13 protein-coding genes and 1 pseudogene are annotated in these 12,968 nt (G+C 72.8%); 5 read left to right on the top strand and 9 right to left on the bottom strand.

Features of this window, described 5'->3' with window-relative positions; all coding sequences use genetic code 11:
- Positions 1-95 (top strand): annotated as a pseudogene (locus ACWDN5_RS43300) (DUF2306 domain-containing protein); the annotation flags it as partial.
- On the opposite strand, the gene ACWDN5_RS43305 reads toward ACWDN5_RS43300, so the two are convergent.
- The 5 genes from ACWDN5_RS43305 to ACWDN5_RS43325 form a co-directional block, all read right to left on the bottom strand.
- On the bottom strand, positions 77-841 hold the full coding sequence (locus tag ACWDN5_RS43305) for a hypothetical protein (protein ID WP_449680363.1): 765 nt from the start codon (positions 839-841) through the stop codon (positions 77-79). The pseudogene ACWDN5_RS43300 and the gene ACWDN5_RS43305 sit on opposite strands and share 19 nt — an antisense overlap.
- Entirely contained in the window at positions 838-1,299 is a 462-nt protein-coding gene (ruvX, locus tag ACWDN5_RS43310; RefSeq protein WP_310974986.1) for a Holliday junction resolvase RuvX, read from the bottom strand. The genes ACWDN5_RS43305 and ruvX overlap by 4 nt, the downstream gene beginning before the upstream one ends.
- A gap of 31 nt (positions 1,300-1,330) precedes the next feature.
- The gene (alaS, locus tag ACWDN5_RS43315; RefSeq protein WP_449680364.1) at positions 1,331-3,991 is read right to left on the bottom strand and encodes an alanine--tRNA ligase; all 2,661 of its coding nucleotides are present in this window, start codon (positions 3,989-3,991) and stop codon (positions 1,331-1,333) included.
- 77 nt (positions 3,992-4,068) lie between these two features.
- A complete protein-coding gene (locus tag ACWDN5_RS43320) occupies positions 4,069-4,371 on the bottom strand; it encodes a hypothetical protein (RefSeq protein ID WP_310974984.1) in 303 nt (100 codons plus the stop codon).
- Positions 4,368-4,754, bottom strand: coding sequence for a DUF948 domain-containing protein (locus tag ACWDN5_RS43325; RefSeq protein ID WP_086841104.1), 387 nt, complete (start codon positions 4,752-4,754; stop codon positions 4,368-4,370). The genes ACWDN5_RS43320 and ACWDN5_RS43325 overlap by 4 nt, the downstream gene beginning before the upstream one ends.
- 129 nt (positions 4,755-4,883) lie before the next feature.
- On the opposite strand from ACWDN5_RS43325, the gene ACWDN5_RS43330 reads away from it, so the two are divergent.
- The gene (locus tag ACWDN5_RS43330; protein ID WP_449680365.1) at positions 4,884-5,765 is read left to right on the top strand and encodes a hypothetical protein; all 882 of its coding nucleotides are present in this window, start codon (positions 4,884-4,886) and stop codon (positions 5,763-5,765) included.
- On the opposite strand, the gene ACWDN5_RS43335 is transcribed toward ACWDN5_RS43330, so the two are convergent.
- The 3 genes from ACWDN5_RS43335 to ACWDN5_RS43345 form a co-directional block, all read right to left on the bottom strand.
- Positions 5,762-6,607, bottom strand: a complete 846-nt coding sequence (locus ACWDN5_RS43335) for an NAD(P)-dependent oxidoreductase (RefSeq protein WP_449680366.1) — start codon at positions 6,605-6,607, stop codon at positions 5,762-5,764. The two genes, ACWDN5_RS43330 and ACWDN5_RS43335, sit on opposite strands and share 4 nt — an antisense overlap.
- 37 nt (positions 6,608-6,644) lie before the next feature.
- The gene (locus ACWDN5_RS43340) at positions 6,645-7,022 is read right to left on the bottom strand and encodes a VOC family protein (RefSeq protein WP_310974981.1); all 378 of its coding nucleotides are present in this window, start codon (positions 7,020-7,022) and stop codon (positions 6,645-6,647) included.
- A 677-nt stretch (positions 7,023-7,699) separates the two neighbouring features.
- Positions 7,700-9,076, bottom strand: a complete 1,377-nt coding sequence (locus tag ACWDN5_RS43345; protein ID WP_310974980.1) for a replication-associated recombination protein A — start codon at positions 9,074-9,076, stop codon at positions 7,700-7,702.
- 141 nt (positions 9,077-9,217) lie between these two features.
- On the opposite strand from ACWDN5_RS43345, the gene ACWDN5_RS43350 reads away from it, so the two are divergent.
- The 3 genes from ACWDN5_RS43350 (at position 9,218) to ACWDN5_RS43360 (ending at position 11,944) form a co-directional block, all read left to right on the top strand.
- Positions 9,218-9,913, top strand: coding sequence for a TetR/AcrR family transcriptional regulator (locus ACWDN5_RS43350; RefSeq protein ID WP_310974979.1), 696 nt, complete (start codon positions 9,218-9,220; stop codon positions 9,911-9,913).
- A gap of 32 nt (positions 9,914-9,945) precedes the next feature.
- A complete protein-coding gene (locus ACWDN5_RS43355) occupies positions 9,946-11,154 on the top strand; it encodes a cytochrome P450 (protein ID WP_449680367.1) in 1,209 nt (402 codons plus the stop codon).
- 61 nt (positions 11,155-11,215) lie between these two features.
- Positions 11,216-11,944: a metallophosphoesterase family protein gene (locus ACWDN5_RS43360; RefSeq protein WP_449680368.1), complete on the top strand. Its 729-nt coding sequence runs from the start codon at positions 11,216-11,218 to the stop codon at positions 11,942-11,944.
- Here the strand turns inward: ACWDN5_RS43360 and ACWDN5_RS43365 are convergent.
- Positions 11,916-12,764, bottom strand: a complete 849-nt coding sequence (locus ACWDN5_RS43365) for an SGNH/GDSL hydrolase family protein (RefSeq protein WP_310974976.1) — start codon at positions 12,762-12,764, stop codon at positions 11,916-11,918. The two genes, ACWDN5_RS43360 and ACWDN5_RS43365, sit on opposite strands and share 29 nt — an antisense overlap.
- Between the last annotated feature and the right edge of the window lie 204 nt (positions 12,765-12,968).

Below are 12,968 nucleotides of genomic sequence, written 5' to 3' on the forward strand. Positions count from 1 at the left end.
CCTTCTCCGTGCCGCCCTACCTCACACTCGACCCGGCGCGGTCGCGCGTTCCCGCGCCCGCCGGGTTCGCCGCGCACTACTGGTTCCTCGTGGCGAAATCCGGAGCGCCACGCCGCCGGGACACCCCGGCCTCGTCCGGAGCCCCACGCCACTGAGGCGCGCTGCTCTCGGCGTCGTCGAAATCCGGAGTCCCGCGCCGCCGGGTCATCCCGGCCTCGTCCGGTGCCGGAGCCCCGCGTCGCTGAGGCGGCCGGCTCTCGAAGTCGTCGGGGTCCGGCGCGCCACGCCGCCGGGGCGCCCTGCCCTCGGCGTCTTCCGGGGCTCCGCGTCGCCGGCGGGAGGACCGGCCGGCGCTCTCGTCGGGGTCCGGCGCGATCCGCCGCGGAGCCGGCCTGCCGCCGAGGTCGTCCGGCTCCGGCGCGGCGCGGCGCCGGGGCGGCCTGCCCTCGGCGTCGTCCGGGGCCACGCGACGGCGGCGCGGGGCCGGCTGGTCGATCTCGGAGCCCGAGTCGAGGCCGTGGCGGGCGCGCGCGGCCCGGGCCGGGGCCGCGCGGCGCTCCTGCGGGTCGAACTCCGCGTCGGCCGACGGCAGCGTGCCCGGCGGTTCCAGGCGGCGGCCGGGTTGCGGCGCGCCGCGGCGCGGGTCGTAGCCCGGCGGCTCTTCCCGGCGGGCCCGGCGGGAGGGCTGTGGCAGGTCGTACTCGCCGCTGCGGCGCGGCGGCAGCTCGTGCTGGCCGCTGGGCGTGCGGCGCGGTGCGGGCCGGGACGGCGGCGGGGTGGCCGCGTCCGGCTCGCGCAGTCGCCGGCGCCCGCGTGGGGGCTCAGGTGGCTGCTCGTTCATCGGTCTCCCTCCCGGGCGCGGTGCGCAGCGGCGGCGTCGATCCAGGCCTGCAGGATCTCGACGGCGGCGGCCTGGTCGACCACCGCGCGCTGCTTGCGGCCTTTGACCCCGCGCTGGGAGAGGATGCGGGATGCGGTGACCGTGGTCAGCCGCTCGTCGCCCAGCCGGACCGGCACGGGCGCTATCCGCCCGGCCAGGCGTTCAGAATACGCGATGGCCAGCTCGGCCGCCGGGCCCTGGCGGTTGGCGAGCGTTCTCGGCAGGCCCACGATCACCTCGACCACCTCGTGCTCGGTGACGAGGGCGGCGAGCTGGTCCAGATCACGGTCGTCGGTCGCATCGCGGGAGAGGGTAACCAATGGCGACGCCAACATCGGGGCCGGATCGCTCAGCGCGACCCCGACCCGGACGGATCCGACATCCACGCCGAGCCGGCGGCCCCGGCCCGGATCGCCCACGCCGGGACGGTCCGGGCCGCGGTTTCCGCGGTTAACCAATGCCGGCAATCGCCGCGCGCAGGGCCGTGACCGCCTCTTCCGCGCCGGCCGGGTTCGTGCCACCGCCCTGGGCCATGTCGGGCTTGCCGCCGCCCCGGCCGCCGATCTTCTCGGCGAACGACGGCACCAGCTTGCCCGCGGCGATGCCCTTGTCCTGGGCCGCCTTGGTCGTCGCGACGACGAAGCTCAGCTTCTCCCCGGCCGGCGAGAACAGCGCCACCACGCCGGGCCGCGTGCCGAGCCGGCCGCGGATGTCCGAGGCCAGCGCGCGCAGGCCGTTGCCGTCGACGTCCGGAACGACCTCGGCCACGACGGTCACGCCGCCGATCTCCTGGGCCTTGTCGACCAGCGCCCCCGCCGAACCCAGCACCTGCTGGGTCTTGAGCTGCGCGATCTCCTTCTCGGCGTTCTTCAGCCGGGTCAGGACGTCGTCGATGCGGCCCGGCAGCTGGTCCGAGGGCACCTTGAAGGTGTTCGCCAGCTGCGAGACCAGCAGCTGCTCCTTGCGGACGTACTTGAGCGCGTCCGTGCCGACGAGCGCCTCGACGCGGTGCACGCCCGAGCCGATGGAGGCGTCGGAGACCAGCTTGACCAGGCCGAGCTGGCCGATCCGGTCGACGTGCGTGCCACCGCAGAGCTCGCGGGAGTAGTCGCCCATGTCGACCACGCGGACGTCGTTGCCGTACTTCTCGCCGAACAGCGCGACCGCGCCCAGCTCGAGGGCCTTGTCCTTGGTCGTGGTGTAGCTCTGCACCTCGACGTTGGTCTGGAGGTAGTCGTTGACCTCCTCCTCGACCTCGGTCAGCACGTCCGACGACACCGAACCCGGCGTGGTGAAGTCGAACCGCATGCGGCCCGGCGAGTTCAGCGAGCCCGCCTGCGCCGCGCGCCTGCCGTACGCGCCGCGGACGGCCGCGTGCACCAGGTGCGTCGCCGAGTGCGAACGCTCGATCGAAAGCCGGCGGTGCGCGTCGACCGAGCCGGTGAGCTTGGTGTCCAGCCCGACCTCGCCGTCGACGACCTCGACGCGGTGCACGTACAGGCCGGGCACGATCTTCTGGACGTCCAGGACCTTCAGCTCGACGCCGTCGCCCAGCAGCACGCCGGTGTCGGCGACCTGGCCACCGCTTTCGGCGTAGAACGGCGTCCGGTCGAGGACCAGCTCCGCCTTCTTGCCCGCTGAGACGCTGCGCACCGGCTGCCCGTCTTCGAGCAGCGCGACGACCTTGGCCTCGGCCTGCAGGTCGGTGTAGCCGAGGAACTCGGTCTCGCCGTGCTGCTCCAGGACCTTCCGGTACTCGGAGAGGTCGCCGTGGCCGGTCTTGCGGGCCGCCGCGTCCGCCTTCGCGCGCTTGCGCTGCTCGTCCATGAGCGTGCGGAAGCCCTCTTCGTCGACGGTCAGGCCCTGCTCGGCCGCCATCTCGAGGGTGAGGTCGATCGGGAAGCCGTAAGTGTCGTGCAGCTGGAACGCCTTGTCGCCGGCGAGCACGTCGCCGCCGCCGCGCTTGGTCTCCTCGGCCGCGAGGTCGAAGATGCGCGAACCGCTGGTCAGGGTCGAGAGGAACGCCTCCTCCTCGATCCGGACGACCTCGTTGATCCGGTCGAAGCCGCTGACGAGCTCGGGGTAGGTCGGGCCCATGGTGTCGCGGACGACCGCCGCGAACGCCTGCAGCACCGGCTCGTGCACGCCGAGCAGGCGCGAGGAGCGGATGATCCGGCGCAGCAGGCGGCGCAGCACGTAGCCGCGGCCGTCGTTGCCCGGGGTGACGCCGTCGCCGATCAGCATGACGCCGGTGCGGGCGTGGTCGGCGATGACGCGGAAGCGGACGTCGTCGGCGTGGTTGCTGCCGTAGCGGCGGCCCGAGAACTCCTCCGCGCGGCCGATGACCGGGCGCACGAGGTCGGTCTCGTAGACGTTCTCGACGCCCTGCAGGATCGTCGCGACGCGCTCGACGCCCATGCCGGTGTCGATGTTCTTCTTCGGCAGCTCGCCGATCGGCGGGTGGCCCAGCTTGGGGCTCAGGTCGCCGCGGACGTCCTGCATGAAGACGAGGTTCCAGATCTCGATGTAGCGATCCTCGTCGGCGACCGGGCCGCCCTCGCGGCCGTACGCCGGGCCGCGGTCGTAGTAGATCTCCGAGCACGGGCCGCCGGGACCGGGCACGCCCATGTCCCAGTAGTTGTCCTTGCCGTCGCGGGCCTGGATGCGCTCGCCGGGCAGCCCGGTGAGCTTGCGCCACAGGCCGGCCGCTTCGGAGTCGTCGTTGTAGACGGTCGCCCAGATGCGGTCGGGGTCGAGGCCGAAGCCGCCTTCGCTCTGGGGCTTGGTGATCAGCTCCCAGGCCGCCTCGATGGCGCCTTCCTTGAAGTAGTCGCCGAAGGAGAAGTTGCCGGCCATCTGGAAGAAGGTGTTGTGCCGGGTGGTCTTGCCGACCTCGTCGATGTCCGGCGTGCGCACGCACTTCTGCACGGAGGTCGCGCGCGGGTACGGCGGCGGTGCCTCACCGAGGAAGTACGGCTTGAACTGCACCATGCCGGCGTTGACGAACAGCAGGTTCGGGTCGTCGAGGATCAGCGGCGCGCTGGGCACGCGCGTGTGGCCGCGGCCTTCGAAATGGCGCAGGAAACGGTCGGTGATTTCGTGTGTGTCCACGGGTCAGTCCTTGTGGCTGTGGTTCGGAACGGGGTGGGCGGCGTGGCTGCGGCGAAGGGGTTCCGGGCAGGCCCGGATCAGCCCTCCGCCCGGCGAGCTCGCCGGACCGGGCGCCGGGCGGCGGCGTGCCGTCCCTCGGCGCGGGGCGCTGACACGCCCGTCCGTTCCTCGACCATGTCGTGCAGCTCCTGTTCCCGCTCGTTCATGCCCGCACGCACCTCCGCGCCGAACGAACCCACGGCGCCGGCCAGCTCGCGCACGGCGTCCCCCAGGTTCGATGCTAACCCGGCCGGAGTGGCCTGACGAGCGGTTTCGGCGGCCTTGCGGGACAGCGCGACGCCGGCGACCACGCCGACGCCGAGCCAGAACAGCCGCTTCATTTCCCGGCCTTCCTGGCGGCCTTCAGGGCACTCTTCTTCTTGCGCGCCTTGATCGCCTTGGACAGGCCGTAGGACAGCGCCGCGGTCTTGACCAGCGGGCCGCCGAGGGTCGCGGTGAAGACGGAGGTGAGAGCGGAGACGTTGCCGGTGACCGCCTGCGCGTTCGCGGTGATCCCGTCGACCCGCTCGAGCTGGGTGTTGACGTGCGTGATCGTCTCGTTCGCGCCGATCAGCAGCGGATCGGTGTTGCTGTTGGTGCGCTCGATCGCCTCGGTGGCCGCGTCCAGCGTCTTGCCGAGCTTGATCAGCGGGATCGCCAGCAGGACGACCAGCACCACGAATGCTCCTGCGGCGATCAACGCGGCGATCTGCCCTGCCGACACGGGCCCTCCTCGGTTCAGGGGTCGGGATGCCGACTGAGGTTACCGCCTGGCCGGGTCCCCGACCGTGTCACCCCGCCGGGCCCGGAAAACGCCTCGCCACCGGCCGCGGCCGCGCGGTACACCTGGGCGGTGGACCACGACAGCGGACCCGGCCGGCGGGTCCTCGCCGGGCCGGGCGGAACCGCGGCCGACCTGCTGGCCGGGCTGCCCGGCGCCGACCTGACCACGGTGCAGCTGGAGATCGCGCGCCGGCGTGCGGCCCGGCTGGCCGGGCCCGACGTGCTGCGCCGGTACCGGACCGACCGGTTCACGGGGCCGAGCCCGCTGCCGTTCGGCCGGCTGCGCCGGGTCGAAGACACCGTGCTCGGCGCCGCCACGGGCTTCGACCTGGTGACCCTCTCGCCGCTCGTCCCGCTCGGCACCCATTCGGCGGTGGCCGGGGTGGCCCAGCACCGGGTGGTGCCGACCGGCCGCGGCACCGAGGTCGCCGCCGACCCCACGACCGGCCTGGCCCTGGAGGCGGCGGTCCGGCGCTCGTCGGAGGACGTCGTCCGCCTGGCCACGGTGCAGCGCGTGGTGCGGGCCCAGCAGGTCCCGGCGGGGCTGTTCGCCCACTTCTCGCTGTTCGGCGCCGTGACGGCCGGCCGGGACACCGGCGACCTGGCCTTCGAGCGGCGGCACCTGGCCGAACACGCCGCGCTGCTGGCCGGGGCCTGCCGGGCGCTGGGCGCGTCCGCGGTCGAGCTGGGCGTGACCGTGCTCGACCCCCGGTTCGAGGGGCTGCTCGACGCAGTGCCGGACGTGTCGATCCGGCCGTTCCCGGAGCGCGAAGGCGGCCGAGGCGGCTACTACGAAGGCCTCTGCTTCAAGGTGTACGCGTCCTTCGGCGGCGAGCTCGCCGAAGTGGGTGACGGCGGCTTCACGCCGTGGACGCAGAAGCTGCTGGGCAACGCGAAGGAACGCCTCCTGACTAGCGCCCTGGGCGTGGATCGGCTGGCAACGCTCCTCTAACGCTCCTTCACCACCGCGCGGTACAGCGCCGCCATGTCGTCGTCGCCGTGGCCGGCCTCGACCGCCGCCTCCAGGTGGGCCAGGACCGCCTTCGCCCCCGCCAGGTCGACCTCGTCCCCGGCGGCTTCCACGACCAGGCGGGCGTCCTTCGCCGCCAGGCCCGCCGGGAACGACGCCGGGTACTCGCCCGACAGCATCGTGCCGCCCTTCACGTGCGCGTAGCCGACGTCGAGGCCGCCGCCCTTGATGGTCTCCAGGAACAGCTTCGGGTCCAGGCCCAGCGCGCCGGCCAGGCCGAGGCTCTCCGCCGTCGCGTTGGTCAGCGCGAGCACCCACGCGTTCACCACCAGCTTCAGCCGGCTGCCGCGGCCGGCGGGGCCCAGCCACCGCGTCTTGATGGCGACCGCGTCGAACACCGGCGTCGCCTTGGGCCGGGCCTCCTCCGGCCCCGACGCCAGTACCTGCAGCTGGGCTTGTTCCGCCGGCTGCCGGGTGCCGAGCACCGGCGCGTCGACGAACACGACGCCCGCCTTCTCCGCCATCGCGGCGAGCCGGTCGGTCCAGTCGAGGCCGACGGTGCTCATCTGCAGCCACAACGTCCCCGAAGCGGGTGACGCGGCTTCGAACGCTTCGGCCACGGCAGGGCCGTCGGCGAGCATCGTGACGAGGATGTCCGCGCCGTCGGCCGCGGCGGAGGCCGACTCGGCCACCGTGGCGACGTCGGACAGGGGTTCGGCCTTCTCCCGGGTCCGGTTCCAGACGCGGACGTCGAGGCCCGCCTTGGCGATGTTGGCCGCCATCGGGGCGCCCATGATCCCGGTTCCGAGAAACGCGATTGTCATGCCGCCATCGTCCCGGAGCCGGGACGCGGCCGCGCGCTCAGTAGTCGCCGAGCAGGCAGAAGGGGTGGCCCGCCGGGTCGGCGTAGACGCGCCAGCCCCGGCCGCCGAGATCGGGGTCGAGCAGCCGGCCGCCGTGCGCGAGGACGACGTGGTGCGACTCGCGGAAGTCGTCGACCTCGAAGTCGAGGTGGAACTGCTGCGGGAAGGAGGGATCGGGCCAGCTCGGCGGCCGGTGGTCCGGCGCGCGCTGGAAGCCGAGGACCATCCCGTTCACGTGCAGGGTCGACCAGTCCTCGTCGACGCGCCACCGCGGGTCGGGGAGGTCCACGTCGCCACCGAGCAGGGCCTGGTAGAAGCGGGCGAGCACCAGCGGCTCCGGACAGTCCAGGACGATGCACTGCAGCGTCGCGGGCACGGGCACGCCTCCTGCCGTCGTGGGGCCCTCCCCGGTCGGGGCCGCCCGGAGGGGAAGAGTTTACGAACCCCGATGATCTTGCCCACCGCGGCCCACGATCGGGGGAACGACCGGTTCGTTCGTCCGGCAAGACGGGAGGTCGGCGGCCACACGACAACCAGCACCGGAGGGCGACGGCCGGCGACCAGGCGGGGCGGCCGGCGGCGGTGAGCGGCCAGGGCGACGGGCGGGCGGCGGCCGGCCAAGCAGCGGGCAGGCGGCGGCCGGACTGCGGCAGCGATGGCGGGCAGGCGGCGGGCGGTGGCTCGGCCGGAGCCGGCCTCGACTTTCCCGGCACGGCCCGCGGATCGCCCGGCCGGCGACCGGTCGGCACCGCCGGGGGGCCTGCACCCGCGGACCGCCGTCCCAGTTCACCCACGTCACTGCCCAGGTGCCTTCGCAAAGCGCCCCACGGCGCCCCGGCCGGCGCCGCCCCTCCTCCGCGCGAATCGCCCCCACGGCCCGCAAACTGCCCGACCGCCAGCCGAGACCGGCCGGGCACCGCCCCTCACTCCCCGCGAATCGCCCCCACGGCCCGCAAACTGCCCGCACGGCTCGCAATCGCCCGGCCCGGGCGCCGACCCAGCACGGCCCGCGGCGTCGCCCGGCCGCCGGCGAGGCGCGGCCGGCGCCGCCGCTCACTCCCCGCGGATCGTCCGCCGGAGCTTGGGCACCCGCTCGGCCAGGGTCCGCTCGGCTCCCCGTTGCGTCGGCTCGTAGTAATCCCGCCCCACCAGCTCGTCCGGGGGATACTGCTGTGCCAGCACGCCCTCCGGCACGTTGTGCGGGTACCGGTACCCCTGCGCGTTCCCCAGCTTCTTCGCCCCCGCGTAGTGCCCGTCCCGCAGATGCGGCGGCACCGTGCCCGCCAAGCCGCCGCGGACGTCCGCCAACGCCGCGTCGATGCCCTTGATCACCGCGTTGGACTTCGGGGCCGTCGCCAGGTGGACCGTCGCCTGGGCGAGGGCCAGCCTGCCCTCCGGCATGCCGATGAACTGCACCGCGTGCGCCGCCGCCACCGCCGACTGCAACGCCGTCGGGTCCGCCATGCCGATGTCTTCGCTCGCGTGCACCACCAGCCGGCGGGCCAAGAACCTCGGGTCCTCCCCCGCCTCGATCATCCGGGCCAGGTAGTGCAGCGCGGCGTCCACATCGGACCCGCGGATCGACTTGATGAACGCGCTGATCACGTCGTAGTGCTGGTCGCCGTCGCGGTCGTAGCGAACTGCCGCTTTGTCCACTGTGGACTCGACGATGGCCAGGTCGATCGTCTTCGCCTCGGTGGCCGACGCCGCGTCCGCCGCCGCCTCCAGGGCCGTGAGCGCGCGGCGGGCGTCCCCGCCCGCGAGCCGGACCAGGTGCGCTCGCGCGTCTTCGGTCAGCGTCAGCTCGCCACCGAGGCCGCGCTCGTCGGACAACGCCCGCTCGATCAGCGAGGCGATGTCCGCGTCGGTCAGCGGGCGCAGCTGCAGCACCAGCGACCGCGACAGCAGCGGCGACACCACCGAGAACGACGGGTTCTCGGTGGTCGCCGCGACCAGCAGGACCGTGCGATCCTCGACCGCGCCGAGCAGCGCGTCCTGCTGGGTCTTGGAGAACCGGTGCACCTCGTCGATGAACAGCACCGTGTTCTCGGCGTTGTACTGCCGGCGCCGCCGCGCCTCCTCGATGACGCCGCGCACCTCCTTCACGCCCGCCGAAAGCGCGGACATCGCGACGAACCGGCGGCCGGTCGCGATCGAGACGAGGTTGGCCAGCGTCGTCTTGCCCGTACCGGGCGGGCCGTAGAGCAGCACCGACGCCGGCGCGGCGCCCTCCACCAGCCGCCGCAGCGGGGCGCCTTCGCGCAGCAGGTGCTGCTGGCCGACGACCTCGTCGAGCGAGCGCGGCCGCATCCGCACGGCCAGCGGCGAGCTGGCCGGGTCCGCCTGCGGTTCGGCGCCCGCGTTCGACCCCGTGCGCTCCGGCGGAGGCGCGATGTCGGCGTTCACCGTAAAAAGCTCGTCCTGTGCCACACCGATGACGTTAACCGACCCCACCGACAGAACCGCTTGCCCCGGCGTCCACCGGAGCGCTACCGTCGTGATGACTGGTTGACCGAAAGTGCGATTCCGGTCAACCAGTCAAATGCTCAACGAAACCACAGGTGGAGACGCATGAGCCATCCCAACCGCGAGCGCGCCGACCGGATCCTGGACGCGGCGGGCGAGCTGCTGCTGCGCATGGGCTACCGCAAGGTGGCGATCGACGACGTCGCGCGCGCGGTCGGCATCGGCAAGGGCACCGTCTACCTGCACTGGCGGAGCAAGGAGCTGCTGTTCCAGGCGCTGATGATGCGGGAGTCGGCCGACCTGACCGACGAGCTGCTGGCCATGATCAAGGCCGACCCGGCGATGATCCTGCCCCACCGGATGATCCCGGCGTCGTTCCTGATCACCCACCGCCGCCCGCTGGTGATGGCGATGCTGCGCGGCAACGCGGAGATGTTCGGCTCGCTCGGCGACCTCGCCCTGAAGAAGCAGCAGGACGAGGTGAGCGTGCACTTCGAGACCACGATGCTGCGGCACGGCCTGATCCGCGCGGACGTCCCGCACATGAGCTACGCGCTGCACGCGGCGACGCTCGGCTTCTACGTCGGCGACACGCTCTCGGACGAGTTCGAGGGCATCCCCGTCGAAGAGAAGGCGGACGTCCTCGCGCACCTGATCCGCACCGCGTTCGAACCGCCCGGGGAACCCGATCCCGCGGCGGTCGCGGAGGTGGCGGCGGAACTGAGTTCGACGCTCGAGGAGCTCGTCTCGGGCTTCCGAAACGGGATCTACGCACACGATCCCACCAGGGCCTCCGGCTGATTCGTGAGGCCACACCGGGGAAAGGGGCGGAAATGACCAGCACGATGGCCGACACCTGGGGACTCCACGAGGCCCAGTTCTGGCTGCGGGGGAAACAACCGGAGAAGCGGATCGAGTTCGCCGCGGAACTCGGGATGTGGAACGTCTACGGGCACCCGGAGATCGAGGCGATCCTCCGCGACCCGGCGACGTTCTCGTCCGACACCACGCGGCTGGTCCCGAAGGAGCTGATGCCGGACCCCGACTACGACCTGTCGACGGGCAGCATCCTGCAGCTCGACCCGCCGTTGCACAACAAGATGCGCAAGCTCGTCAGCCGCGCGTTCACGCCGAAGGTGGTGGCGGACCTCGAGCCGCGGATCGCCGCGATCACCCACGAACTGCTGGACGCGATCCCGGCCGGCGACCGGCTGGAGCTGGTCGAGCACCTGGCCTACCCGCTGCCGGTGATCGTGATCGCCGAACTGCTCGGCGTCCCGGCCGGCGACCGGACCCTGTTCAAGGGCTGGGTCGACAAGATGTTCGAGTCCGCCAACCAGGTTTCGCTGGTGAAGAAGGACGAAAACCAGGACGCGGCCATCCGGTCGTCCATGGAAGGCCAGAAGGCGCTCGCCGACTACCTCGGCGTGCACGTCGACGAGCGGCGCAAGCAGCCGCGGGAAGACCTGCTGACGAAGCTGGTCGAGGCCGAGCTGGACGGCGAGCGGCTGTCCCGCTCCGACGTCGTCAACTTCGCGAACATCCTGCTGCTGGCCGGCCACATCACCACCACGATGCTGCTCGGCAACGCGGTGCTGTGCCTGGACACGCACCGGGAGTGGGACGAGCGGGTGCGCGCGGACCGCTCGCTCGTGCCGCCGATGATCGAAGAGTCGCTGCGGTACCTCACCCCGTTCGCGGCGGTCGCCCGCGTGACCATGCGGGAGGTCGAAGTCGGCGGCGTCACCGTGCCGGCCGACCAGATGCTGCTCTGCTGGGTGGCGGCGGCCAACCGCGACGAGCGGGTGTTCCGCAACCCGGACACGTTCGACCCGCTGCGCGCGGAGAACCCGCACCTGGCGTTCGGCCGCGGGATCCACTTCTGCATCGGCGCGCCGCTGGCGCGGCTGGAGGGCCGGGTGGCGCTCAACATCCTGTTCGACCACTACCCGGTGCTGCGCACGATCCCGGGTGAGCCGCCGAAGTTCCAGGTCAACCCCAACATGACCGGCGTGCGCGAGCTGCCGCTGTCGACGGTCTAGGCCGGTTGCGCCCTGGGCGAAATCGCTCGCCCGGGGCGCGTGGCTGTCCGATGGTGGACCGATGAACGTGGCGGTGCTGGCGGACATCCACGGGGTCCTCCCGGCGCTGGACGCGGTCCTGGCGGAGCCGGACGTCCAGGCGGCGGAGAAGGTCGTGCTGCTCGGCGACCTGCTCGCCGGGCCGATGCCGGTCGAAACCCTCGAGCGCCTGCAGGAGCTCGGCGACCGCGCGGTGTGGGTCCGCGGCAACGCCGACCGCGAGCTGGCCGAATCGGCGCGCACCGGCGGCACGTTCGTCCCGGACCCGATCTTCCCGTGGGCGGCGAAGCAGCTGCGTCCGGCCGACCTGCCGCTCCTGGACGCGCTGCCGCTGACGGTGACGCTGGACGGCGTGCTGTTCTGCCACGCCACCCCGCGCAACGACACCGAGATCGTGCTCGTCGACTCGGCTCCGGAGAGGTGGGCAGAGGTCCTGGACGGCGTGACCGCGCCGACGATCGTCTGCGGACACACGCACATGCCGTACGTGCGGCTCGTGGACCGCCGGCTGGTGGTCAACCCCGGCAGCGTCGGAATGCCGTACGGGGCAAGGGGCGCGCACTGGGCGTTGCTCGGCGACGGCGTCCAGCTGCGGCGGACGGAGTACGACGCCGAAGCGGCGTGCCGCTACCTGGCGGAGCACTGCGCGTACCCGGACATCGAGGAGTGGGCGGACTACTTCGTCCGCGATCCGGCGTCGGACGTCGAAGCGCTGCGGGTGTTCAGCGGGCGCGGAACGAATTCCACATGATGACGGCGGCGTAGGGCAGGAACTCGCGGCCGCGGCGCCAGAGCCACGGGATGCCCTTCAGCACCAGCCAGCCCACGTGCCCGGTGGTGCTCGGTTCGGCGCCGCCGCTGCAGGTGAGGCTGACCGGTTCCGGGACGGCGAACCCGGCGTCGGCGAGGAGGCCGGTGAAGCCGTCGGCGAGCATGCGGTGGCCCAGTTCGGAGGGGTGCAGCCGGTCGACGCTCCAGGAGGCGAGGTCGTAGGCGCCGGGCAGGCGGGCGAGATCAAGGCAGGCAACGCCTTCGCGGGCGACGACCTCGTCGATGGCGGCGTTGAGTTCGGCGACCCGGGCGCTGAGGGCGCGCTTGAGCGCCTGCGGGAGGCGGAAGACCTTGCTGTGGTCGTGGAAGCGGACGGGGAGGACGGTGGTCCCGGTCGCGCGGAGGCGCCGGATGACTTCGGTGAGATCGGCGGCGATGCGCGCGGCGTCGAAGTCCGGCCGGAGGGTGTCGTTCATGCCGGCGACGAGCAGGGCGACATCCGGCCGCTGGGCAACGGCGGCGGGCACCTGCTGGGTGAGAACGCACCGCATCCGAGCCCCGGCGAAGGAGGGGTTGAGGTAGCCGCTCTCGTCGACCCCGAGCGCGGCGGCGACGAGCGGGCCGACCCCGCGCCAGCCACCCCGGCGGGGAAGGGGATCACCGAGCCCCACGGCGGTGGAGTCGCCGAGAACAGCGAGGCGCCGAGCGCGTTTGAGCGGCGCGACGGCGGCCAGCGGGCGCCGGGGCGGTTCGGGCAGCGGGGTGACATCGACGCTCATCACGGTCACGGTCACGACCATCGGCCATGGAGGCTCACACCCGGTGAGGTGGAGGTAACGCGGTCGCGACACCGGGCCTAATTCTTGACGCGCACCTCACAGCGGCCGGATATGTCCTGTTCGAGGGCTCGGCTCGGCTCGGCTCGGCTCGGCTCGGCTCGGCTCGGCTCGGCTCGGCTCGGCTCGGCTCGGCTCGGCTCGGCTCGGCTCGGCTCGGCTCGGCTC

The organism is Amycolatopsis sp. NPDC003731 (assembly GCF_053586895.1).

What these genes read in the sequence shown, in the direction of transcription:
- ACWDN5_RS43365 (WP_310974976.1), bottom strand. Translation starts at nt 12,764, where the DNA reads ATGGTCGTGACCGTGACCGTGATGAGCGTCGATGTCACCCCGCTGCCC.
- ACWDN5_RS43350 (WP_310974979.1), top strand. Translation starts at nt 9,218, where the DNA reads ATGAGCCATCCCAACCGCGAGCGCGCCGACCGGATCCTGGACGCGGCG.
- ACWDN5_RS43335 (WP_449680366.1), bottom strand. Translation starts at nt 6,607, where the DNA reads ATGACAATCGCGTTTCTCGGAACCGGGATCATGGGCGCCCCGATGGCG.
- ACWDN5_RS43360 (WP_449680368.1), top strand. Translation starts at nt 11,216, where the DNA reads ATGAACGTGGCGGTGCTGGCGGACATCCACGGGGTCCTCCCGGCGCTG.
- ACWDN5_RS43305 (WP_449680363.1), bottom strand. Translation starts at nt 841, where the DNA reads ATGAACGAGCAGCCACCTGAGCCCCCACGCGGGCGCCGGCGACTGCGC.
- ACWDN5_RS43355 (WP_449680367.1), top strand. Translation starts at nt 9,946, where the DNA reads ATGACCAGCACGATGGCCGACACCTGGGGACTCCACGAGGCCCAGTTC.
- ACWDN5_RS43320 (WP_310974984.1), bottom strand. Translation starts at nt 4,371, where the DNA reads ATGAAGCGGCTGTTCTGGCTCGGCGTCGGCGTGGTCGCCGGCGTCGCG.